The organism is Citrobacter koseri ATCC BAA-895 (genome assembly GCF_000018045.1).
Taxonomy (GTDB): Bacteria; Pseudomonadota; Gammaproteobacteria; order Enterobacterales; family Enterobacteriaceae; genus Citrobacter_B; species Citrobacter_B koseri.
Map to the genome: position 1 here is coordinate 2,401,216 of NC_009792.1, position 24,561 is coordinate 2,425,776.

Below are 24,561 nucleotides of genomic sequence, written 5' to 3' on the forward strand. Positions count from 1 at the left end.
TACGGAGCATACGTTATTGTAGGCCCGGTAAGCGTAGCGCCACCGGGCATTTTACTGCTTATCCAGCCACGCCAGCGCCTGTTCTCCGGCCTCATCCATCGGTAAATACACCAACAACCGGGAGCCGTTACGCGGTGCGGAATACCAGTACATCTGCTGCAAACTAAAACGCCCTAACCGGGGATGGAGAAAATTCTTCACCTGGTTTTCCACGCCACGCACCTCATAACGCTGATGCCATAACGCTTCAAACTCGGAAGATGCGGCGAAAAAGCGCGCCAGTTTATTTTCCCACCTCGGATCGCCACGGTGTTCCGCCATTGCCGCACGGAAATAAGAGACAAACGTCGGCAGCACGTCGCGGTTTTCTATGCGGCTGCGCCAGGTTTCGTTGGTGAGGTAGAGGTAAATACAGTTGCGATCGTCATCCGGGATCGTGGCAAAATCCACGCCCATCAGCCGACAAAAACTCTCATTCCACGCCACAATATCAAAATTAGGTTTCTGAATGCTAGCTGGCTGCGGCATCAGGCTGTCAAGCATACGGCGGGTTCCCGCACTGATCCCTTCGCACACGGTGATCTGCGTCGATTCCGGCGGCGTCAGCCCGGCCAGAACAAACAGGTGTCGGGTTTCCAGCGGGCTGCATTGCAGCGCATTCGCAACGCCAACCAGTACCGACTCAGAGGGATTCACCTCCCGCCCCTGTTCCAGCCAGGTGTACCAGGTCACGCCAACTTCCGCCAGCATCGCCACCTCTTCGCGGCGCAGACCGGGCGTTCGCCGCCGACCGACGCGCGGCAGCCCCATACGTTGCGGATCGAGGCTTTCCCGCCGGGCGCGTAAAAATGCGCCGAGCTGCTTCCGGTTGTCTGCGGGTTGCATCACCGTGGGCTCACGTCGCGTCATCACCGTCATATTACCTCCAGCATGGTAGTACCAATACCAGTATAACCAGGAACTGGTACCCGTTTAATTCTTCAGTAATGCTACGTCCATCTGTTGAATGACGCAATGGAGTTACCATGAATACGTCAGCCGTTTCACTCAGTCGCACCGGGCTATCGCTCTTGCTGACAGGCCAAATGCTGCCGCTTATTGATACATCGATTACCAACGTCGCCCTGGAGTCCATTACCCGCTCTTTACAGGCGACAACGACGCAACTGGAGTTAATTGTCGCCCTCTATGGGATAACGTTCGCGGTCTGTCTGGCGCTGGGGAGCAAGCTCGGCGATAACTACGGTCGCCGCCGCCTGTTTATGTGGGGAGTCGCATTCTTTGGCGTCGCCTCCCTGTTCTGCGGTCTGGCGAACTCTATTCACATGCTGCTGGGCGCCCGTATTTTGCAGGGGGCTGGCGCGGCGTTGATCGTGCCGCAAATTCTCGCCACGCTTCACGTCACGCTAAAAGGAAGCGCGCACGCAAAGGCCATCAGTTTATATGGCGGTATTGGCGGCATTGCCTTTATCGTCGGTCAAATGGGCGGCGGCTGGCTGGTCTCGGCGGATATCGCCGGGCTTGGCTGGCGCAACGCATTTTTTATTAATGTCCCGGTCTGCCTTCTGGTACTGGCATTCAGCCGCCGCCACGTTCCCGAAACGGCCAGCGAAACCCGCGCCGACATCGACTGGTTGGGCACCGTCTGTCTGGCCGCCATCCTCTGCTGCCTGCTTTTTCCTATGGCGCTGGGGCCAGAAACCGGCTGGCCCTGGCAGGCTCAGGCGGCGCTATTTGCCATTCTCCCGCTGGGATGGTGGATGCGTAAAAATGCGCTCCGGCAGGAGCTGCGCCACCAGCACCCGCTTCTGCCGCCGCGCCTGTTACGGCTGACCAGCATCCGTTTCGGCATCCTGATCGCATTGCTGTTTTTTAGCGCATGGTCAGGTTTTATGTTCTGTATGGCGCTGACTCTGCAAATGGGTCTGGGGATGGCGCCGTGGGAATCCGGCAACAGCTTTATCGCCCTCGGCGCGGCCTATTTCATCTCGGCCTGCTACGCACCGCGATTGATTGCGCGCTACAGCATGGGGCGTATTCTGTTGATGGGTCTGGCGATTCAGATAATCGGCTTAGCCGGGTTAATGATGACCTTCTGGCATTCGGGTATGCAAACATCCACCTTCGCGCTGGCGCCGGCAACGGCCCTGATAGGTTATGGACAGGCGCTGATCGTGAACAGCTTTTATCGTATCGGCATGCGCGATATCAGCACGCAGGATGCCGGAGCCGGAAGCGCCATTTTAAGCACGTTGCAGCAAGCCACATTGGGGCTTGGCCCGGCGGTGCTGGGGGCGTTATTTTTGCATCTGCAACACAATAGTCACGGCGATTATACGCAGTCGGTGATCGGTTTTCTGGCCGTCGAAGCTGCCATGATGCTCAGTCTGGTTCTGGCGACATTATGGTTTCGCCGCGCATTGAATATCAATGCAACCCGCCCCTGTATGGTGTCAAAATAACAAACCTGCATCGTGCAATTTGCATAATATCCGCACAGCGGTCATCATAGACCGCTGTTTATAAAGGAGACGTTATGCAGGAATTAATATCTCAGGTAGAAGAACTCGGGATCGAAATGAATCACACCACTTCGCTGGTGATGATTTTTGGCATTATTTTTCTCACTGCCATCATTGTGCATATTATTTTGCATTGGGTGGTGCTGCGAGCCTTTGAAAAGCGCGCCAGCGCCAGTTCACGCCTGTGGCTGCAAATCATTACCCAGAATAAATTATTTCACCGCCTGGCGTTTACGCTCCAGGGGATTATCGTCAATATTCAGGCTGTGCTCTGGCTACAAAAGGGGACTGAGGCGGCTGAGATATTAACCACCTGCGCACAACTGTGGATCATGATGTATGCCCTGTTGTCCGTCTTTTCGTTACTGGATGTTATTCTCAACCTGTCGCAAAAATTCCCGGCGGCGTCTCAGCTTCCGCTGAAAGGAATATTCCAGGGCATCAAGCTCATCGGCGCCATTATCATCGGTATTCTGATGATCTCCCTGCTGATAGGCCAGTCTCCGGCTATTCTCATTAGCGGTCTCGGCGCGATGGCCGCCGTCTTAATGCTGGTGTTTAAAGACCCCATTCTCGGTCTGGTCGCGGGTATACAGCTTTCAGCGAACGATATGCTGAAGCTGGGCGACTGGCTGGAAATGCCGAAATACGGCGCGGACGGCGCGGTGATCGATATCGGCTTAACCACCGTGAAAGTGCGCAACTGGGATAATACCATTACCACCATCCCCACCTGGTCCCTGGTTTCGGACTCTTTCAAAAACTGGAGCGGCATGTCCGCCTCTGGCGGTCGCCGAATTAAACGCAGCATCAGTATCGACGCCACCAGCATTCATTTTCTTGATGAGGATGAGCAGCAGCGTTTATATAAAGCGCATTTGTTAAAGCCCTATTTAACCACCCGTCATCAGGAAATCCAGGAATGGAACCAACAGCAGACTGCGCCGGAATCCGTACTCAATCATCGTCGGATGACCAATATTGGCACTTTCCGCGCCTACCTGAATGAATATTTACGCCACCATCCGCGTATCCGCAAAGATATGACCATGATGGTACGCCAGCTTGCGCCGGACGATCAGGGTTTACCCATTGAGATTTACGCGTTTACCAATACCGTGGTGTGGCTGGAATATGAAAGTATTCAGGCCGATATTTTCGACCACATTTTTGCCGTGGTCGAAGAGTTTGGCTTACGGATTCACCAGTCCCCTACAGGAAACGATATTCGCGCGCTGTCCGGGGCGTTTCAGCGCTAATATCAGGTACTGGCGCGGGAAATATAGCGCCAGTCCATCATCACCCTTTCGGTTGGCGCATCCGGGTGTTCAATCCGGTTCAGCAGCAGCCCGACCGCTTTACGGCCAATATCGCGGGAAGGCTGCTCGATAGTGGTCAGCTGCGGGGAAACCATCTCCGCCAGCTCCGTACCGTCAAAACCCACGACGGCGATATCCTGCGGGATGCGCAATCCGGCGTTGGCAATGGCGCGCATGGCCCCTGCCGCCAGGGTATCCGATACCGCAAAAACCGCATCCGGGCGCGTTTCTGCCGCCAGCAAAACGTCCATCGCCGCCATTCCGGCGCTGGAACTCAGTTCGCTGGCATACTCTACCGCCTGATAATCCAGAGACCAGGCATGAAGCGCCGCCTTATACCCCCGCTCCCTCAGACGCGCATATTTATAGCTTAAATCATGGTTGATCAGCGCAATCCGCTGATACCCCTTTTCGACCAGATGGGAGATGACCGACTGTGCGGCATCAACGTCATTGATCCCCACACAGGAGACCGCGCCTTTATCGGCGTATTCCGCGCACTGCACCCACGGCGCATCGCCGATTATGGTGGTCAGCTCCGGTAATTTTGAAAACGCGTCCATAGTGATAATGCCATCGACAATTTTCCCCGAGAGCAGTTTCAGCGCCGATTTTGAACGCGCCATATCCGAGCCTGAATTACACAGCAGAATGCGATACCCGTTTTTCTCCGCCTCTTCTTCAATGCCCTTCACCACTTCTGCGCAAAAAGGGTTCGCAATATTTGAAACCATCACCAGAATCATTGAGCTGCGCGCGGTGCGAAGCTGGCGCGCCAGCAGGTTGGGCTGATAGTTACTTTCCTTGATGGCTTGCAGCACGCGCTCGCGGTTTTTGGCTTTGACGGTATCACTGTTATTGAGCACGCGTGATACCGTCGCCACCGACACACCGGCGAGCTGGGCGATTTTTTGAATAGACATAACGGCGACACATCCTGCGGTTTGCGCTTTGTGTTGAGGCTACCATAAAATCGCCCTCCGGCGAACCGGGCGAAGGTTTACCGCATCACGCTCACCCACCGCTGGTGTTGATGGCTTTTCACAATGGCGTCAATGATATACATCACGTCAGCACCGTCCGCGAACGAGGCAAAACGACGCACCTCCGGCGCGGGCATTTTTCCTGCCTGCACCGCAAGATAAAACTGCTGCATCATGTTTTTAAAGGCATCCGGCCAGCCCTCAATATGTCCACCGGGAAAGTGCGCGCTGCCAGCCACATCCGCGTTCATTAATCCGGGATCGTCCGTCAGGATCTGATTCGCCTGCTGCCGGTGGCCGATCCACAACTGCTGCGGCACCTCCTGATCCCAGGCCAGCGAACAGTGACTGCCGTTAATCTCAAATGTCAGCTGGTTTTTCCGCCCGGCGCTCACCTGTGAAACGCTGAAACAGCCTTTGCTGCCGTCATCAAAACGCACCAGCACCGCTCCTCTGTCTTCCGTGCTGACCGGTTTATCTACCCACTGGCGCTCCGTGAGCGGCTGAGTAAACGTCGAGTTCCTTTCCACGCTGGCCTTACGCGTTGGCCAGACCGTGGCAAGATCCGCCATCACCTCCACAATCCGCTTTCCGGTAACAAACTGCACCGTGTCGCACCAGTGTGAACCGATATCCGCCACCGCGCGTGAGCTCCCGCCAAGCGCGGGGTCTACGCGCCAGTTATAGTCGGTTTCCAGCAGCATCCAGTCCTGCAAATAACTGCCCTGCACGGAAAACTGCCGCCCGACGCTCCCGGCGCGTACCATGCTGGCGGCCTGCTGCACCATCGCAAACTGCCGGTAGACAAAACTCACGCCATGCACCACCCCCGCCTGCTCCGCCAGCGCGGCCAGTTCACGCGCTTCATCCGGCGTCATGCAGAGCGGTTTTTCGGAGAACACAGACAACCCCGCCCGCAACACCTGGCGATTGATGTCGGCATGAAGATGGTTCGGCGTGCAGTTGTGTACCACCTGCAATCCCGGATGCGCCAGTAATGCCTCCACGCTGCCGTAAGCGTGCGGAACGTTTAGCGCCCGGGCTTTCTCCTGCGCCTTCTCCAGCGAACTGTCGCAAAGCGCAACCACCGATACGTTTCCCGGTCGGCGCAAGGCTTCAATATGCGCAGGGCCAATAAACCCGGTTCCGATAATACCAACCTGAATCATTTACGTACCTCATCACCCGCAGCGAAATCATCAAACGCATGCTCAGAAACCGGAATAATATGACGGCGAATAAATTCACTGCCCTCACGCGCGCCGGTGGCGGCTTCTTTCAGGCAGCACTCCCACTCCAGTACCGCCCAGCCGGGGTAATCATATTGGGCGAACTTGCTGAACAGCGTTTTGAAATCCACCTGTCCGTCACCCGGCGAACGAAACCGCCCGGCCCGTTCAATCCAGGGTTGATACCCGCCGTATACGCCGCTACGGCTGCTGGCGCGATACTCGGCATCTTTCACATGAAACGCTTTAATGCGCGAGTGGTACACATCCACAAAGCCCAGATAATCCATCTGTTGCAGCAGCAGGTGGCTGGGATCGTACAGAATATGGCAACGCGGATGATCGTCGACCAGCGCTAAAAAACGCTCGAACGTAACGCCATCGTGCAAATCTTCGCTGGGGTGAATCTCATAACACACGTCCACGCCATGCTCATCAAAGCAGTCGAGAATCGGTCGCCAGCGGCGCGCCAGTTCGCTGAACGCCTCGTCAAAACGCTGACGATTATGCGGCGGCCAGGGGTAAAAATAGGGCCAGGCGAGCGAACCGGAGAAGGTGGCATGTGCGGTCAGCCCCAGTTTTTGCGAAGCGGCGGCAGCCTGTTGCAACGTCTGCGTCGCCCATGCCTGTCGCGCCTGCGGGTTTCCGCGCATCGACGGCGGCGCAAAACCGGCAAACGCCTCATCATAGGCCGGGTGTACCGCAATCAGTTGACCTTCAAGATGGGTCGATAATTCACTGATGACCAGGCCGTGATCCGCCAGCATCCCGCGAATATCATCACAGTAGGTCTGGCTCACGGCGGCCTGTTCAACATCAAACAACGCTTTATGATTGCAGGGGATCTGCAAGGCCTTATAACCCAGCCCTGCCGCCCAACCGGCCAGCCCTTCCAGCGTATTAAACGGGGGTTGCCTGCCGATAAACTGCGCCAGAAAAATACCCGGTCCCTTAATGGTTCTCATAACCCCTCCTGAAAATTACGCCAGCTCTTTCTCGTCATACTTGAAAGCGAAAAGGAAAATCGCGGCAATCACCGCAGCGGCCACTGCCGGGAGCCACCAGAACGTCACCCAGGCCTGGGGAACCGCCTGCCCCGCAACCAGGCGGTTGTACAGCGCGCCGGAGATCTGCGAGCCGAGCAGCATACCGATGCCATAGGTAAACATGACGATCATACTTTGCGCCTGCCCTTTCACCTTTTCTCCGGCAATGCGGTCGGTATAGATAAAACCCACGACAAAGAAAAAGTCATAACACACGCCATGAAGCAAAATACCGAGATAGAGCAGGAAGCGCCCCTCTTCGCTGATGCCGAGCGCAAAGAAGGCATAACGGACAAACCAGGCGCACATCCCGATCAGCAGCATGTATTTCACCCCCAGACGGCGGAACAGGAAGGGGATCACCAGCATAAAGACGATTTCGGACATCTGGCCGAATGACATCGCGGTGCTGACATCGCCCACGCCAGCATCCGCCAGGAACGAGGCGGTATAGGCGTAGTAAGTCCCCAGCGGCACGGAGATTAACGTCGCGCAAAGCGAGAACACAAAGAAGTGGCGGGTCTTGAGTAATGCAAACGCATCAGCGCAAAGAAGATCGCGTATCTTCACCGGCAACCCCTTCGCTGGCGCAGGGGTGTGCGGCAGCGTCAGGCTGTAGAGCGCCAGAATCACAGAGCAGAGCGCGGCAAGCGTGAAGATCCCGGTGGTGTCGGAAATCCCCGTCACGCCGATAAAAATACCGGCCACAATCCAGCCAATCGTGCCGAACACGCGTACAACCGGGAAGGTTTTATCTTTATCTGACAGGCTATGAAAGGCGATGTTGTTGGTCAGCGCCAGCGTTGGCATGTAGCACAGCGTATAGCCAAACAGCAGCCCGATGAGCAATGCCCCGTTTTGCGCCACCAGCGCCTGCGGTACAAACCACAGAATCGCCGCCCCCGCCACATGCATCACCGCCATCACTTTTTGCGACGCAAAGAAGCGATCCACCAGCATCCCCAGTACAAACGGCGACAGGATGGAGGCGATCGGCCCGGCGGAAAACGCATCGCCAATCAGCAGCGACATGTTGTACTGGGTCATCACCAGCCCCAGCGTCACCGACCAGCTCCCCCAGATGAAGAACTGTAAGAACATCATTAACGACAGTCTCGGCACCAGCAGCCGGTACTGTACGGTCTGTTTTCCACTACTTTCGGTTGTCGACACCATTTTTTTGCCTCACCTTTAAAAAGTAATCGATTACAAATAAACTCAAAATGAAAAGTAATCGATTACAAAACAAAGATCCTGCGGATCAAATAAGAATTGCGAGGAGAGTCACGATAAAGGTGAAGCGTGGCGCGGCGCGCGATGTTGCGGGTGGCGGCTGTGCAGGCCCGGTAAGCGCAACGCCACCGGGCAGCAGGATTAACGGGTTTTACGGCGCAGTAATTTAAAGGCAACGAACAGGAACAGTATCCATACCGGCAGCAATATCGCCGACAGGCGCATATCGTCAATGGTACACATCAGAACCAGAATCATCGCCAGAAAAGCAATGCACAGGTAGTTCCCGGCAGGGTACAGCAACGCCCTGAACTGCGTATCGCGACCTTTGCGCCGCATCGCCGCGCGAAAACGCAGGTGCGCCAGGCAGATCATAATCCAGTTCAGCAGCAGCGTGGCGACCACCAGCGCCATCAGTAAGCCAAAGGCTTTCTGCGGCAGCAGATAGTTGATGAGTACCACCAACGAGGTGATAGCGCCAGAGAGCACCAACGAGTTCACCGGTACGCCACGGCGACTGACGCGGGTTAAAAACTTCGGCGCATTTCCCTGAACGGAAAGACCGAACAGCATACGGCTGTTGGAATAGACGCCACTGTTATAAACCGACAGCGAGGCCACCAGAATGACAAAGTTCAGCGCAGAAGCCACCACGTTACTGTCGAGATTATGGAAAATCATCACGAACGGGCTGCTGTTGGATTGCACTTCCACCCACGGATAAAGCGCTAACAGCACCACCAGCGAACCGATATAAAACAGCAGAATACGGTAAACCACCTGATTCACCGCTTTTGGAATGCTTTTATGCGGATCGCGCGCTTCAGCGGCGGTGATCCCAATAAGCTCAAGCCCGCCGAAAGAGAACATGATCACCGCCAGAGAGAGGATCAGCCCGTTCCAGCCGGTAGCGAAAAAGCCGTTGTAGCGCCAGAGGTTCTCGATACTGGCATGTTCTCCCCCGTTACCAGAAAAGAGCATCCACAGGCCAAAGCCGATCATGCCGATAATCGCCAGCACTTTGATTAGCGCAAACCAGAACTCCGTTTCACCGTACAGGCGCACGTTCACGAGGTTAACGGCGTTGATGATAATGAAGAACGCGGCGGCCCAGATCCAGGTTGGAACATCGGGAAGCCAGTATTGCATATAGATACCGGCGGCAGTCAGCTCCGCCATCCCGACCAGTACGAACATGACCCAGTAGTTCCAGCCGGAAAGAAAACCGGCGAAGGGGCCCCAGTATTTGTATGCAAAGTGCGCGAAAGAGCCGGAAACGGGTTCTTCAACCACCATTTCACCCAGCTGGCGCATGATGAGGAAAGCGATAATTCCGGCGACGCCGTAACCCAGCAGAACCGCCGGGCCAGCCATTTGAATGGCGGGGCCAATCCCCAGAAACAGACCTGTACCAATTGCGCCGCCCAGCGCAATCAATTGAATATGGCGGTTTTGCAACCCCCGTTGAAGCGTCGGCTCTCCGTTCGACGCAGCATCAGGCAAACTGTTGCCAGATGCAGTTGACGCGTTTTTCACGCCCTACCCCTGTATCGTTTTTATTGAAGGGGCACCTTTTAACATTTCGCTATAGTTGCCGCAAGGCACAATCCTCAGGGATGCGCCAGGCATCCCTGCCTGACGCCCCGAGGCGACGCTATTTATTATTTGTTCAGATCAATACGCACCACGCTGTCTGGCGCATCAGTCGAGTGATCTTTATTGAATTTCTGTTTCACCGTGACATACAGCGTCTGACCATCGGCGGACAGCAGCAGGCTGTTTGGATTCGGCGGCAGATCCCAGGATTTCTTCACGCTGTAATCCGTCGCGTTGAGGCTGAGCAACTTCCCGGACTCACGCTGAGAAATATAAAGCTCATTGCGTTTCGGGTTGAATTTCACCGATAAGGAATCACCCACATCCAGCTGTTTGATAAGTTTGCCCGTATGGATATCCAGCACCAGCGTGGTTTTCGCTTTGGAGTTGTCGGTAACAAACAGGCGACCGGTTTGCGTATCTTCCGCCATATTCAGCAGCAGCGCCGGTTTATCACCCAGCGGTTTCCAGCGTTTTTCTACGCGCTGCGTGCGAGGATTGATAACCAGAATTTCACCGCCGCCATTCGCGGCATAGATACGCTGCGTGCTGTCAGAGTAGTGCAGACCGGTCATCCATTTACCGGTATTTTTGATGCGGGTTTTCAGCTTCAGGGTGTCGGCATCGACGACCCAGATCACCGCCGGATCGGCAACGGCGCCGATATACAGCAGGCCGTTATGCAGCAGAACCTGACGCGCGCCGTACGGGAATCCTTCCGGGTTACGTTCCGGGAAGAGCACACGGTTTTTCACTTTGCCGTCAGCGGTATTCAGCGCGCTCACGCCGCCATCCAGCGAATTGGTGACATAGACGGTTTTACCGTCCGGCGAAATCGCCATACCGAAGTTTTTCAGGTCAGTGTGGCTGGCGCCAATGGTTTTCAGCGTCTTCGGATCCAGTTTGTAGACCACCCCGCCCTGCACATCTTTAAAACCTTCGGCGCTGGCAACGTAAAGCGCATCGCCTGACGGGCTTAACGCCATTTCATACAGTCCATCGGCTAAATCACGTTTCTGAACATCGGTCGCAACGGCTGGCGCAGTCGGCGTTGCCTGCGGCGCAACGGGGGTTGAAGAACCGGAAGTGGCCGCACAACCACTTAATGCAACGGCAATCAGCAGGGCCAACGCGGATGTTGTCTTTTTCATTTTGGAAATCCTTACCTGGGTAATGTGAACCATGTGAAAAAAGCCTGATAACGTCCTTTGCACGCGGCAGTGACGTGATGAACCATCCGTGTAGAGAGGGAAAGTCTTACGAACCGTAAGCGCATTCGCCGCCAGGCCATTAAATAATAAAGAGAATGAGAACTATACTTATTCTCTTTAGCGAAGCAAGAATAATTCACCCGAAAGACGAAATTTCAAAACGGTGGTTTGAAGTACAAGCCAGATGGACATACCAGGGCACGTCGTATAATTTTCGTGAATTGTTCTGGACGAAAAGGCTTCACACACCACAGAATATGTTTTAATTTTTTTTCTATATTTTCAAACGCGTGAGTCGGATCTACTATCTGTCACTCGTTTTTGAGTCACGTCGGGCATCGGCTGTCATGAATAAAATCATTAAACGGTTAGAGATCGTCAAAAGCGCCATCGAACTTGAGGATGAGGAGATCATCCATCAGCAACTTGCGCACCTGAAAGACGCCTCTCTGGATGCGGCCATCGGCACCATTGCCCTGGCGATCGAGGAGCGACGTTTCGGCGACGCGATGCGTGAAATTGCCGCCTGGTTACAGTCCCAGCGCGCCGTCTCGACGTGGCAGGACCCCGGCATCGCCGCCAGCAAGCTGGAACTGAAGGCGCTCGAAACGCAGCTACGCGAGCTGATCGACAAACGCAATGCCCGCATCCAGATCCTCGACGATTTCAACGATTTGTATCACTTGCGCCTCGGCCCGCTCATGGGCCGTATTCTGGAGCTACGCAAACAGCTGGCCGCCAGCGCGCAGCGTAGGCAAGAGGCCGAACTCAGACGACGTGAAAAGGACTATCAGTCCTGCCAGCAGTATATTTCTCAGGCTATCGATCAGTTAGTGAAGCTTAAACAGCACTGGGTAAGCCTTAGCTCAACCTCCCGGGAAGCGGTGGAAACCAGAGAGCGTATTCAGCAGCAGACGGAACTTATCACCTCCCTGCTGGCGGAAATTCGCGAGCTGGAGAATGATTTCTCGCGTCAGGATGACAGCGCAACCCGACAGGCGCGTGAAGAGGCCGATCACGAATATGAGGAATATCAGGAGCAGCATCAGGATGCGCAGCACCGCTATGCGCGCGATCAGCGCCTCTCTGCTGATGAACGTAATGAGCTTAAACGCCTGTGGCGCCAGGCCAGCCGACTCTGCCACCCGGACGTGGTCGCCGATGAGCTGAAAGAAAAAGCGCACCAGATGATGGTTCAACTTAACCAGGCCAGGCAGAATGCCGACCTGGCCACGATCCGTTCGCTACTTACCCAGTTGCAAAGCGGTCTGGAGCCGATGCTGGCGAGCGACAGGCTGAACAATCTTGCCCATCTGCGCAGTAAGATAGAGCAACTCAGAACGCAAATTAACGCCCTGCTCAAAGAGATAAGCGAGCTGGAAACGGAGAACGCCTGGCGTCTTGCCACATCCGTAACCGACAAAGAAGCGTACTTTGCTGAGCAGGAGCGCGCATTAGCGGAAATTCGCGATACGCTGGAAGTTCAGGTAAAACATGCGGAACAAGAGATCCTCGCCGGGTAAGGCGGAGCGTCAGGGAGGCAGCTCACAACATCATCATGACCACCCTTTACCCTTTATAGCCGTCGAACTTTATTGCCCATTAAAAAACTAATGATGATTCTTTCGATCTCTGCTTCTTCACGCGAATTTTTAAAATCAAAACGACAGGAGACCTGATAACAGGAATACAGCTGATTCTCTGCATCAAATTCATTGACCATCACCACATCCACCACTTTTAAGTCGAGTTGCAAATAGCCGAATTGTTCAAAATCCAGAGACGCGCCTTTTATGACGGCATCTTTATAGAGAAAACGCGTATTCGCATCCTGCGCAATTAATGCGCATCCCCCCCTGGACATATTTTTAATTTTGAAAGAATAATTCTCTCCATTTTTATATCGTCCAAAGCAGTTGAAACTGTGTCCCTTCAGGAAGGAGAAGCGCTGATGCTGGCGTCGTTGTATAAGAAAGACCATCTCGGGAATGAAATACGCCAGCGCATTCTCCATGCCGTCTGACATTTCCTGATCAATTCTGGCGTTAAATTTTATAATTCCATTTTCACTGTGAAGAATAAACGTTTGGATCTTTTTGGTGACAATATCCTTATGGTGAGGGATAACAAAATGTTCAAAATCAACTTTTTCCAGCTGCGTGACCACACTAGTGTTGGCATATTTAAGCTCTAGTTTAGTCTTCTTTAGTAGCTCTTCACGGAAAACAGCGATAATTTCAAACTTGTTATCCTTCATCAATCCAAAACTCATCAGCAAGTCCTTATTTTTTATTCGAGATACATCTCATTCTCGTTTATGTGAAAAACGCAAAATCGTCCCCCATCCCTGGCTTTTGATTACCATAATGGATTCCAGATCAAATAATTCGTGAGAAATTAAGTTTTTAACTATTTTTGCCGTTTTATTGATACATAAAAACATTCATAAATGATTAAAGTTAGCGTAACTTATGTGCTACACAATACAAATTTAACTCAAAATTATAACAATTTGGAATAACATCGCTGCTCGCGCCGCGATTCTGAAATAAAAAAAGAGGGATTGCAATATAAACTAAAGGAGTAGACTGTCGGATTTTTTCATTATGCGTGGAATTTACACTGCGGCATCGTCTTTAATATTGAAGAAGATCTGGAGAACAAAAATGTAACGTCAGGAGGGAAAAAATAATAATGAACCTGAGCAGAAACACTTAAAATAAATTAACCTGTTAAGGCTTACTTTCTTTGCGGCGATAAAGACAAAATATTCACCACGCAACAGTAATAACTTGATTTTAAAAGATAAACATAATTCACCGTTCAATACGCTATGGCATCTCATCCGGCCCATGAAGCGTACTCCACGAGCCGGACGACTGGCGCAGCAGGTATAACGTTATGAGCGCTTATGTTGATGCGTGCGCAACCACATCAGTTTATACGCCGCCGGAATGATAAATAGCGACAGCAGCGGCGCGGTGATCATACCGCCAATCATCGGCGCGGCAATACGGCTCATCACTTCTGAACCCGCCCCGGTTCCCCATAAAATAGGTAACAGACCGGCGATAATCACCGCCACGGTCATGGCCTTTGGCCGCACGCGGAGAACCGCACCGTGGTACAGCGCCTCATCAAGTTTCTCTGCCGTAAAGGTTTGTGGATTATCCAGAGACGGCTCCGCTTCAATCGCATGACGCAAGTACATCAGCATGACCACGCCAAACTCTGCGGCGACGCCTGCCAGCGCGATGAATCCTGTTCCGGTGGCAACGGACAAATGAAAGCCCATCCAGTACAGGAACCAGATCCCGCCGACCAGGGCGAAAGGAACGCTGGTAATGATCAGCAGCGCTTCCCCCACCCGACGAAACGCCAGATACAGCAGAACGAAAATAATCATCAGCGTCATCGGCACCATCAGCTTCAGCTTATGGCTGGCGCGTTCAAGCAGCTCAAACTGCCCGGAAAACGCCACGCTGGTTCCCGGTTTCAACTGCACCTTTTCCGCGATCGCTTTTTTCAGATCGTTAACTACCGACACCATGTCACGATCGCGCGCATCAATATAGATCCAGCTTGCAGGTCGGGCATTTTCGGTTTTCAACATCGACGGTCCTGGCGCGATCTTCACGTCCGCCACATCCGCCAGGGTAATTTGCTGCTGCATTGGCGTCAGAATCGGCAGTTGACGTAAGGTTTCCGGGCTGTCGCGATAGCGTTGCGGGTAGCGCAGGTTAATGGGATAACGCGCAATCCCCTCCACGGTTTCGCTTACCATCGCCCCACCGACTGCGGAAGTAATAAACAGTTGTACATCACCGACGGTCATCCCGTAACGGGCGGCTTTTTCACGATGAATGTCGATATTGAGGTAACGGCCTCCTTCCAGCCGTTCCGCCAGCGCCGACGCAACGCCCGGTACGGTTCTGGCAACCTCTTCGATCTGCTCCGCCGTGGCATCAATATCAGCCAGCACGGTGCCGGACACTTTAATACCAATCGGACTTTTTATCCCGGTAGACAACATGTCGATTCGGTTACGGATTGGCGGCACCCACAGATTCGCCAGCCCCGGTAAGCGCACCGTTTTATCCAGTTCTTCGATGATTTTGTCCATCGTCATTCCCGGTCGCCACTGATCCTGCGGTTTCAGTTGGATCGTCGTTTCCACCATCTCCAGCGGCGCAGAGTCGGTGGCCGTTTCCGCCTTGCCGGTTTTGCCGAACACGCGCGCCACTTCCGGCACCGTCATGATCAGCTTATCGGTTTTTTGCAGCATATCCGCCGCCTGCGCCGCCGAAATCCCCGGTAGCGTGGAAGGCATATACAGCAGATCGCCCTCGTTAATTTGCGGTAAGAACTCCCCGCCCACTTTATTAAGCGGCCAGATGACCGTCAGGATCGAAAGTACCGCCACCAGCAGCGTGGTCTTCGGCCAGTGCAGCACTTTCAACAGCAGCGGGTGATAAATGCGGATCAAAAAGCGGTTAAGCGGATTACTGCTCTCTGCCGGGATCTTGCCGCGAATCCAGTAGCCCATCAGGATCGGGATCACCACGATCGCCAGGAAGGCCGCCCCTGCCATCGCATAGGTTTTGGTGAATGCCAACGGGCCGAACAGACGTCCTTCCTGCCCTTCGAGGGTAAAAATCGGGATGAACGACAGGGTAATAATCAGCAGGCTGATAAACAGCGCCGGGCCCACTTCCACCGAGGCGTTCGTGATAACCTTCCAGCGCGTTTCGTTATCCAGCGGGTCGCCGGGATGCTGGTGCGCCCACTCCTCCAGCCGCTTATGCGCGTTTTCGATCATCACAATCGCGGCATCCACCATTGCCCCTACCGCAATGGCGATCCCGCCGAGCGACATAATATTGGCGTTCAGCCCCTGAAAATGCATCACGATAAAGGCAATACAGAGGCCCAGCGGCAACGAAATGATCGCCACCAGCGCAGAGCGGACATGCCACAGGAACAGCGCGCAGACCAGCGCAACCACAATAAACTCTTCGAGCAATTTGTAGCTGAGGTTATCAATAGCGCGGTCAATCAGCTGGCTGCGATCGTAGGTTGTCACGACGTCAACGCCTTCCGGCAGGCTGCTTTTCAGCGTTTCCAGCTTCGTCTTCACGGCGGAAATAACGTCCCGGGCGTTTTTACCGGAACGCAGGATCACCACCCCGCCCGCTACTTCGCCTTCGCCGTTCAGTTCAGCAATGCCCCGGCGCATTTCCGGGCCAATCTGTACGCGGGCGACATCGCGAAGGTACACCGGAACGCCGTTCTCACCGGATTTCAGCACAATGTTGTTGAAGTCATCGAGGGTCTGCAAATAGCCGCTGGCGCGAACCATGTATTCCGCTTCTGACAGTTCGACGGAGGAGCCCCCCGCCTCCTGGTTGGACATATCCAGAGCCGACTTCACCTGCGCAAGGCTAATGCCATACTGCGTGAGTTTCATCGGGTCGATAACGACCTGGTACTCTTTCACCACGCCGCCGACCGAGGCCACTTCCGCCACATTCGGAATGGTTTTCAGCTCATACTTTAAAAACCAGTCCTGTAAAGAGCGCAGTTCCGCCAGATCGTGTTTACCGCTGCGATCCACCAGCGCATATTCAAATATCCAACCGACACCAGTGGCGTCTGGCCCCATTTCCGCGCTGACGCCCGCAGGCAGTTTCCCCTGCACCTGATTGAGGTACTCCAGCACGCGGGAACGCGCCCAGTAGGGATCGGTACCATCTTCAAAAATGACGTACACGTAAGAATCGCCAAACTGCGAGAAACCGCGCACCGTCTTCGCGCCTGGCACCGACAGCATGGTGGTCGTCAATGGATAGGTCACCTGATTTTCAACAATCTGCGGCGCCTGTCCCGGATAGCTGGTTTTCACAATTACCTGCACGTCAGACAGGTCAGGCAGCGCATCAACCGGCGTGTTAATGATGGTCCAGGTTCCCCAGATGCTGAGGAACAGCGCCCCCATCACAACCAGAAAACGGTTCGCTACGGAGCGGCGGATAATCCATTCAATCATTTGTCATTCCCTCAATGTGAATGGGCCGCATGATCGGGCGCAGCAGAGGAAGATTGCGCCCGCATACGATCCAGCGCGCCGGAGATATTGGCTTCGGAGTCAATCAGGAACAGTCCGCTGGAGACCACTTTTTCACCTTCGGCAAGCCCGGCGCGAATCGCCGTCACACCTTGTGACTCATGGAACACCGAGACCTGTTTCGGCACAAAACGACCGTCGTTGTCGACGGCGATCACCCGCTGTTCCGTTCCGTTATCAATCAATGCCTTAGACGGGATTAGCAGCATCGGTTCGCTTTGCGTTTTCAGCTTCAGGTACGCATTCATTCCAGGCTTGAGCGCTTCATCCGGGTTATCAACCTGTAAGCGCAACTGGAGGGTACGGGTGGTGGCGTCCACGCTTGGCAGAATCGCCCATTTACTGATGGTGAAGCGTTTATCCGGCCACGCGGGCACGGTAATATCGAACTGCGAGGCATCTTTAATCAGCCATGCGATGGATTCAGGAACGGCCGCACTGATCCACACCGGGTCCATCCCCTGGATTTTCGCCACCACGTTATCTTTGGCGATATTCATCCCGGCGCGCAGATCGAACGCGGTGATCACCCCATCAATAGGCGCTTTCAGGGTAAAGCGGGTCTGAATTTTACGGGTTGAGACTAAGCGGCGGATATCCTCTTCCGGCATCCCGGCCAGACGCAGTCGTTCAAGAATGCCTTCCACCTGCGTTGCCGTACCGCCCGTTTCCCGCAGCAGTAAATATTCACTCTGGGCTTCAACCCAGTCAGGAATGGTCAGGTCGATCAGCGGCGTTCCTTTCTTAATTTTATCCCCCACCGTCAGCGGCCAGACTTTATCGATAAAGCCAGCGGAACGCGCCTGCACAATCACAAACTGGTATTCATTGAAACTGACGTTAGCCGGAAAAGTTTGCGCGTAGCGCAGCGGCCCACGGCGGACAGCCTCCGTCTTTAACCCTAAATTCTGCGTCTGTACCGGATCGATACGCACGCCTGGCGCAGAGGTCGTGTCTGACTCTTCGTCAGCGTATTTCGCCACCAGGTCCATATCCATAAACGGCGATTTACCGGGCTTATCAAAGCGCGTATTCGGATACATGGGGTCATACCAGAACAGAACCTTACGGGCCTCTTTTTCGGAGGCAGGCGCAGTATCGACAGGCTGATGCGCAGACGAAAAATAAGCGTAAACGCCGACCGAGATAATCCCTCCGACGATCATACTGCCGAGAATAAGCGCGGTAGTTTTTATTTTTAAAGACGCCATAGTGACTTCCATTCGATCCATTTTCTGGATCAGTTACGCGGGAGAAATGCCCGCGCTTCTGTAAACCCGGGCAAGAACAAAGAGACAGCGAATACGCTTTACTGGCTGACCTGAATATCGCGTAATAAAGAGAGATTGCCCTGCTGAACGAAAGTAAACGCCACTTTGTCGCCGGGTTTAATGTCACCGGAACGGGTTTCCGGGGTCAGGGTAAAGCGCATCGTCATCGCAGGCCAGTTGACCGCCGGAATAGGTTCATGATCGATAGTCACTTTTTTCGTGTCTTTGTCGATGGCTTTAACCACGCCGGTTGAATGAATCACCTGCTCCTGCTGCGCCGCTGATGCGTTATTCATCATCTCGCCGTGGTGGTGTTCATTCGCCTGAACGTTAAATACCACGGCGGAGAACAGACCCAAAATCGCCGCTTTTACTGTATTGTTCATCATGCTTTCTCCTGAAAATAACGATAAATTTTTATTCCACCCAACCGCCGCCCAGCGCGGTGAACAGCGTAATTTCATTAGCCTGTCGGGCGTAATTCAGATCGAGTAACGTTTGCTGGGTTGAAAACAGAGAGCGCTCCGCATCCAGCACTTCGATATAGCTGACCGCGCCATGCTGATAGAGCGCTCTGGCGCGTTGCAGCGTAATACGCAGCGAGCTCAGATAACGCTGTTGCGCGGTTATCTGGTCGGTCAGGCTTTGGCGCAAAGCCAGCGCATCCGCCACCTCTTTAAACGCGGTCTGGATCTTCTGTTCATAATTCACAACCGATTGCTGCTGGCGAATTTCCGCCAGATCGAGGTTGGCCTGATTACGTCCGGCGTTAAAAATCGGCAGTTCCACTTTCGGGATAAAATTCCACATCCCGCTCGCGGCATTAAATAAACGGGAGAGATCGCTGCTGCTGCCGGACACCCCGCTGGTCAGGGTAATGGAGGGAAAAAAGGCCGCGCGCGCCGCGCCAATATTGGCATTCGCCGCCATCAACGTATGTTCAGCTTCCATAATATCCGGGCGCTGCAACAAGATTTGCGAGGAAAGCGACGGCGGGAGCGTCACGTTTTTAATATCTCCGCTATCGCGCGCCCTGTCATCCGGCAGCACAGAATAAGTGCCCAACAGCAATTGCAGCGCATTATTGGCCTGCGCCAGCTCGCCCTGTCGTTTCGCAATATCGCTGCGGGTGCTTTCAATCACGCCCCGCGCCTGTTCCAGCGCCAGAACGGTCGTGCTGCCGGTCAGCAACTGCTTTTCTACAAATGCGTAAGAGCGTGTATAGTTTTCCAGCGTTTCTTGTGCGATTTGCAACTGCGCGTACGCCAGCCGTTGATTAAAATAACTTTGCGCCACGTTTGAGATTAATAAGATATGCACTGCCCGGCGCGCTTCTTCGCTGGCAAAATAGTTCTGTCGGTCAGCCTCACTCATGTTTTTCAGCCGGCCAAAAAAGTCCAGATCAAAACTCAGATTCAGCCCGGCTTCATATTCGCGGGTACTGCTGCTGTCACCCTTTAATTTTCCTTCCCAGCTTCCGCTGGCATCGGAATTAAGCTGCGGATAACGATCGGCATCCGTCACCCGGTATTGCGCTCTGGCTTCCTGCACTTTCAGCGTCGCCATGCGCAAGTCACGGTTATTGCGTAGCGCCTCGCCGATCAGCGACTTTACTTGCTCATCAACAAAAAAGGTTCGCCAGCCGGTCTCCTGATACCCCGCAGGCGCAGAAACCAGCGCATTCTGGCTCAGGGAGAATTGTTGCGGCACCGGCAACGCGGGCCGCTGATAGTCCGGCGCCAGCGAACAGCCAGTAAGAACAAGCATCACGCTGAGGGTAAGAAGCTTAAATTTGCGCATAGCGTTTCTCGTCCCAACGGGACTGATAACCATATAGTGAATGTGAATTTATGCCCTGTACCTTAACGAAGTGACTCTGTTCGGCCCGTGACAGGAAAATGACAACTTTGTCATTTTCCCAATAACCGATTGCTATCCGATCCTGCTCCTCTAGAATTGAAAACCCGCCCAACCTTTACGTGAAGGAAGACGTGATGAAGATTCTGATAGTCGAAGACGAGAAAAAAACCGGTGAATACCTGACCAAAGGTCTGACGGAAGCGGGCTTCGTGGTGGACCTGGCGGATAACGGGCTTAACGGGTATCACCTGGCGATGACGGGAGATTACGATCTGCTGATCCTCGACATCATGCTGCCGGATGTGAATGGCTGGGATATTGTCCGTATGCTGCGCACCGCCAACAAAGGCATGCCAATCCTTCTTCTTACCGCGCTGGGCACCATTGAACACAGGGTAAAAGGTCTGGAGCTGGGGGCTGACGACTATCTGGTTAAACCGTTCGCTTTCGCTGAATTACTGGCCCGCGTCAGAACGCTGCTGCGTCGCGGCGCGGCGGTGATGGTCGAAAGTCAGTTTCAGGTCGCGGATTTGACGCTCGATCTGGTTAGCAGAAAAGTGACCCGCAACGGCATGCGCATCACGCTCACCAGTAAAGAGTTTACGCTACTGGAGTTTTTCGTCCGCCACCAGGGAGAAGTCTTGCCCCGCTCGCTGATCGCTTCCCAGGTCTGGGATATGAACTTTGACAGCGATACCAACGCGATTGACGTTGCCGTTAAACGGCTGCGCGCGAAAATCGATAACGAGTTCGAACCGAAACTCATCCAGACCGTGCGCGGCGTGGGCTATGTGCTTGAGGTACCGGATGGTGACTAAACGCTTTCAGCGCCCTTTCTCGCTGGCGACGCGCCTGACATTTTTCATCAGCCTCGCCACCATTGCCTCTTTTTTCGCGTTTGCCTGGATCATGATTCACTCCGTGAAAGTGCATTTTGCCGAGCAGGATATCAATGACCTGAAAGAGATCAGCGCGACGCTGGAGCGAATCCTCACACATCCCGACGAACCGGAAGCGCGTCGGCTGGAAATCCTAAAAAACGTTGCCGCCGGTTACTCGAACGTCATCATTTCGCTGGAAGATGCCAACCAGCGGGCGATTTTTCACTCTCCCGGTTCGCCTGATCTTCGCCAGTTTATCGCCAAAGCCACGCCGGATAGCAGCGCACGTAACGGCGATGTCTTTTTGTTGTCCAGCCCGGACTTACAAAGCAAGAGGCACGCTAACGGGCACGGTACTCATTCCGCATGGCGCATGATTCGCCTGCCGGTCGGGCAACTCGCAGACGGGCAACCGGCCTACACGCTCTATATGGCGTTATCGATCGACTTCCATCTGCACTATATTAACGATCTGAAAAATAAGCTGATTATGACGGCTTCGCTGATTAGCATGATGATCATTTTTATTGTGCTGTTCGCCGTCTACAAAGGCCATGAACCGATTCGCAGCGTCAGCCGCCGGATTCAAAATATTACGTCGAAAGACCTCGATGTGCGTCTTGACCCGCAGGCCGTTCCGATTGAGCTGGAGCGGCTGGTGCTCTCGTTTAACCATATGCTTGAACGCATTGAGGATGTTTTTACCCGCCAGTCGAATTTCTCTGCGGATATCGCCCATGAAATTCGCACCCCGATTACGAACCTGGTGACGCAAACAGAGATTGCGCTAAGCCAGACCCGCAGCCAAAAAGAGCTGGAAGACGTACTCTACTCCAACCTCGAAGAGTTTGGCCGTATGTCGAAGATGGTAAGCGACATGCTGTTTCTGGCTCAGGCCGACAATAACCAGCTCATCCCGGAGAAAAAGGCGCTCGACCTGGCGGATGAAGTCCACAAAGTGTTCGACTTTTTTGAAGCCTGGGCGGAAGAACGCGAAGTGCGTTTGCATTTTGAAGGACGCGCGTGTTGGGTATCCGGCGATCCCATCATGTTACGCAGAGCGCTCAGCAACTTGCTGTCTAACGCCATGCGCTACACCCCGAAAGGCGAAGCCGTCACCGTGCGGCTCAAAGAAATGGACAGACAGGCGCAGATTACCGTTGAAAATCCCGGCGCCCCCATTGCGCCAGAACATTTACCGCGCCTGTTTGACCGCTTCTACCGGGTTGACCCTTCCCGACAGCGTAAGGGCGAAGGCAGCGGAATTGGGCTGGCGATTGTGAAATCAATCGTCATCGCCCATCAGGGAACCGTGTCCGTAACGTCCGATCTGCGCGCAACGCGCTTTATTCTGACATTGCCGAAACATGGCGATTGAAATGCAGTGATAACGACGCAGCGAAATGGAGTCTGACAGAAAGGCGAGAATAAAGACTGGCGCGCCCTGCAGGATTCGAACCTGCGACCCACGGCTTAGAAGGCCGTTGCTCTATCCAACTGAGCTAAGGGCGCACTGTGTGAAGCGATGGCTTCATGCGGATGAAACGCGTGAATTATACGGTGAGCGCCTGCTGAGTCAATGGCTTTTGTTCTGGTTGCTGAGGAAGTGTACGAATATCTTTTTTTCTGGCGCTACGCAACTATCCAGGAAATCACCTGGTAAGAACTCGGCCTGCATAAAGTGGCATTTTAAGGATAAATGTATTTAGAAAATTAATGCGTTTACTTACTATTTCCTCCCCACTTCCCAGCTGTTCAGGATATTTTTTATGCTGAGTGTCGCCATAAAAGAACAAAATAGCCATTTCGAACACGGTCTTAAAATCATCATGACTCGTCTGACTCATCAGTGGCATCAGAAAATTCAATTTCTACCTGCTGATGATATAGACAAAGCGGATATCGCATTTTTATCGCTGGATGAAGACTGGTTTAGTGCCGGATGTTATCAGATACCGGTACATACCCGGCACCAGCAGAGAGTCATTATTTGTAATGAATACGATAAAGACAAACTTATGTTCAGGCCGTGTCTCTATATGCTGCCGCATATTTACCGGGAGGACGATGTTGATGAGATAACCAAAAAGATGGTGCTTATCTTGCGTAAACGGGCACTTCGCCGCAGCGTTCCCCCTTCTGTTTGCCATTACTGTACGACTCGCCATTTCTCCATTCTGGAACGCCAGTTTTTAAAGATGGTCGCCCGCGGGCACCGGTTAAGCGAAATTGCTGTACTTCTTTCGCTGAGCGAAGAACAAACCAAATCAATTCGCCGCAGCATCATGAAGAAACTGCACGTAAAAAATGAACAGCAGTTCTTAAATTACATCAGAGTTAACCTGGGTTTTCTGCAAGAATAGACATATTCTCAATTTTCCATCCATCATGTTGAGAAATATCTCACAGATGATTAAGTAACGTCATCTACAGCGATTTTTCACATACTGCCACAATGACACTTATCATATTTCCTGATTGCACAACCGTCAGGAACCGAAAATATTCGGCGGCATTTTTTATGCCTACAGGAGTGTTTTTGTGGCAACTCGCCCGGTATTACAGGGAAATATTCTTGACTCTGCAACATTGCGCACTCAAAAGGAACGTCCTTTTTGTTGGGAATATCCTTTAAAGCTTGAGCCGATAGTCCATTTATCTTCTGCCCGCACCTTTGGCTATGAAGTTCTGACTCAGGTTCCTTTTCATGTCAATACTGAGCATTTTTTTCACCACCTCTCGTCAGAAAAAATAGTGGCGAATTTTTATCAGCAAGTCGCCACTATTACGCATTATCCCAAAGGCGTACATTATTTTCTTAATTTACCGCTAAAGGTATTTTTACACCTGGATTTTTTTAATTCAGGAGTAACCTCCTGCCCATCCAATCTGATCCTTGAAATCCAGGACCCAGAAACGCTTTTTTCACTTAATAGCCGCCAGCGTTCCCAACTCTATGAAAAAATAAAACAGGTTGAGTCTATCGGAATTCCCGTCTGGCTGGATGATGTCGATGAAAATTTGATCAAAGAAGTGGCTGCCGCCCGCTGGCGTTTTAGTGGTCTGAAACTGGATAAAAATGCGTTCTGGGATCTAATTCTGCATCCTCAGAAACTGCGCCAGGTGATTTTTATGGGGTATAACATTGCAGATGTCATACTCATTGAAGGTATTGAAAATCATGCGCAAAAAGAAATTGCTTTTCATTCTGGCGCCCAATTAGGCCAGGGATACTTATGGCCCGCGCTTTTGCAAAACAAAGAGTAGAAAAACGGAAAGGGAAAGG

General features: G+C 53.1%; 19 protein-coding genes and 1 tRNA gene. 7 read left to right on the plus strand and 13 right to left on the minus strand.

Translation table 11 applies throughout. The features are described 5' to 3' along the window. Positions 1 to 51: 51 nt before the first annotated feature. Positions 52 to 918 carry a helix-turn-helix transcriptional regulator gene (locus tag CKO_RS11020; RefSeq protein ID WP_012133425.1) on the minus strand — a complete coding sequence of 289 codons (867 nt, stop codon included), beginning with the start codon at positions 916 to 918 and terminating at the stop codon, positions 52 to 54. Between the two features lie 107 nt (positions 919 to 1,025). Here CKO_RS11020 and CKO_RS11025 point away from each other — a divergent pair, with 107 nt between their 5' ends. Together CKO_RS11025 and CKO_RS11030 are read left to right on the plus strand one after the other, a co-directional pair. Further along, positions 1,026 to 2,462: an MFS transporter gene (locus CKO_RS11025; protein WP_024130567.1), complete on the plus strand. Its 1,437-nt coding sequence runs from the start codon at positions 1,026 to 1,028 to the stop codon at positions 2,460 to 2,462. 74 nt (positions 2,463 to 2,536) lie between these two features. Beyond that, complete coding sequence (locus CKO_RS11030; RefSeq protein WP_012133427.1) at positions 2,537 to 3,781, plus strand: mechanosensitive ion channel family protein; 1,245 nt, start codon at positions 2,537 to 2,539, stop codon at positions 3,779 to 3,781. Between the two features lie 2 nt (positions 3,782 to 3,783). Here CKO_RS11030 and CKO_RS11035 read toward each other — a convergent pair whose 3' ends face one another. From CKO_RS11035 to CKO_RS11060, 6 genes are all read right to left on the minus strand, one after another. Then, the gene (locus CKO_RS11035) at positions 3,784 to 4,764 is read right to left on the minus strand and encodes a LacI family DNA-binding transcriptional regulator (RefSeq protein WP_012133428.1); all 981 of its coding nucleotides are present in this window, start codon (positions 4,762 to 4,764) and stop codon (positions 3,784 to 3,786) included. A 77-nt stretch (positions 4,765 to 4,841) separates the two neighbouring features. Further along, on the minus strand, positions 4,842 to 5,993 hold the full coding sequence (locus tag CKO_RS11040; RefSeq protein ID WP_012133429.1) for a Gfo/Idh/MocA family protein: 1,152 nt from the start codon (positions 5,991 to 5,993) through the stop codon (positions 4,842 to 4,844). Next, entirely contained in the window at positions 5,990 to 7,018 is a 1,029-nt protein-coding gene (locus CKO_RS11045) for a sugar phosphate isomerase/epimerase family protein (RefSeq protein ID WP_012133430.1), read from the minus strand. The genes CKO_RS11040 and CKO_RS11045 overlap by 4 nt, the downstream gene beginning before the upstream one ends. Before the next feature lie 15 nt (positions 7,019 to 7,033). Continuing rightward, positions 7,034 to 8,275 (minus strand): MFS transporter, encoded by a 1,242-nt coding sequence (locus CKO_RS11050; RefSeq protein WP_012133431.1) that lies wholly within the window; start codon positions 8,273 to 8,275, stop codon positions 7,034 to 7,036. A gap of 198 nt (positions 8,276 to 8,473) precedes the next feature. Continuing rightward, on the minus strand, positions 8,474 to 9,868 hold the full coding sequence (pheP, locus tag CKO_RS11055; protein ID WP_024130568.1) for a phenylalanine transporter: 1,395 nt from the start codon (positions 9,866 to 9,868) through the stop codon (positions 8,474 to 8,476). 125 nt (positions 9,869 to 9,993) lie between these two features. After that, positions 9,994 to 11,079, minus strand: coding sequence for a YncE family protein (locus tag CKO_RS11060; RefSeq protein WP_024130569.1), 1,086 nt, complete (start codon positions 11,077 to 11,079; stop codon positions 9,994 to 9,996). Between the two features lie 407 nt (positions 11,080 to 11,486). Here CKO_RS11060 and CKO_RS11065 point away from each other — a divergent pair, with 407 nt between their 5' ends. Continuing rightward, a complete protein-coding gene (locus CKO_RS11065; protein ID WP_012133435.1) occupies positions 11,487 to 12,662 on the plus strand; it encodes a coiled-coil domain-containing protein in 1,176 nt (391 codons plus the stop codon). Between the two features lie 53 nt (positions 12,663 to 12,715). On the opposite strand, the gene CKO_RS11070 is transcribed toward CKO_RS11065, so the two are convergent. The 5 genes from CKO_RS11070 to CKO_RS11090 form a co-directional block, all read right to left on the minus strand. Continuing rightward, positions 12,716 to 13,411, minus strand: a complete 696-nt coding sequence (locus tag CKO_RS11070) for a flagellar brake protein (RefSeq protein WP_012133436.1) — start codon at positions 13,409 to 13,411, stop codon at positions 12,716 to 12,718. A gap of 627 nt (positions 13,412 to 14,038) precedes the next feature. Next, the gene (locus CKO_RS11075) at positions 14,039 to 17,185 is read right to left on the minus strand and encodes a CusA/CzcA family heavy metal efflux RND transporter (protein WP_012133439.1); all 3,147 of its coding nucleotides are present in this window, start codon (positions 17,183 to 17,185) and stop codon (positions 14,039 to 14,041) included. 11 nt (positions 17,186 to 17,196) lie between these two features. Then, entirely contained in the window at positions 17,197 to 18,474 is a 1,278-nt protein-coding gene (locus CKO_RS11080; RefSeq protein ID WP_024130570.1) for an efflux RND transporter periplasmic adaptor subunit, read from the minus strand. Positions 18,475 to 18,572: 98 nt separating this feature from the next. After that, complete coding sequence (gene cusF / locus CKO_RS11085; protein WP_024130571.1) at positions 18,573 to 18,920, minus strand: cation efflux system protein CusF; 348 nt, start codon at positions 18,918 to 18,920, stop codon at positions 18,573 to 18,575. Positions 18,921 to 18,951: 31 nt separating this feature from the next. Then, a complete protein-coding gene (locus CKO_RS11090) occupies positions 18,952 to 20,334 on the minus strand; it encodes an efflux transporter outer membrane subunit (RefSeq protein ID WP_024130572.1) in 1,383 nt (460 codons plus the stop codon). Between the two features lie 194 nt (positions 20,335 to 20,528). Here CKO_RS11090 and cusR point away from each other — a divergent pair, with 194 nt between their 5' ends. Together cusR and CKO_RS11100 are read left to right on the plus strand one after the other, a co-directional pair. After that, positions 20,529 to 21,212, plus strand: coding sequence for a copper response regulator transcription factor CusR (cusR, locus tag CKO_RS11095; protein WP_024130574.1), 684 nt, complete (start codon positions 20,529 to 20,531; stop codon positions 21,210 to 21,212). Next, positions 21,202 to 22,653, plus strand: a complete 1,452-nt coding sequence (locus CKO_RS11100) for a Cu(+)/Ag(+) sensor histidine kinase (RefSeq protein WP_012133444.1) — start codon at positions 21,202 to 21,204, stop codon at positions 22,651 to 22,653. Before cusR ends, CKO_RS11100 begins: the two co-directional genes overlap by 11 nt. Positions 22,654 to 22,710: 57 nt before the next feature. Here the strand turns inward: CKO_RS11100 and CKO_RS11105 are convergent. Next, positions 22,711 to 22,787: transfer RNA gene (locus CKO_RS11105), tRNA-Arg, on the minus strand. A gap of 257 nt (positions 22,788 to 23,044) precedes the next feature. Here CKO_RS11105 and fimW point away from each other — a divergent pair. Together fimW and CKO_RS11115 are read left to right on the plus strand one after the other, a co-directional pair. Beyond that, a complete protein-coding gene (gene fimW, locus CKO_RS11110; RefSeq protein WP_012133446.1) occupies positions 23,045 to 23,638 on the plus strand; it encodes a fimbria biosynthesis transcriptional regulator FimW in 594 nt (197 codons plus the stop codon). 178 nt (positions 23,639 to 23,816) lie between these two features. Beyond that, entirely contained in the window at positions 23,817 to 24,542 is a 726-nt protein-coding gene (locus CKO_RS11115; RefSeq protein WP_024130575.1) for an EAL domain-containing protein, read from the plus strand. Positions 24,543 to 24,561: the final 19 nt, after the last annotated feature.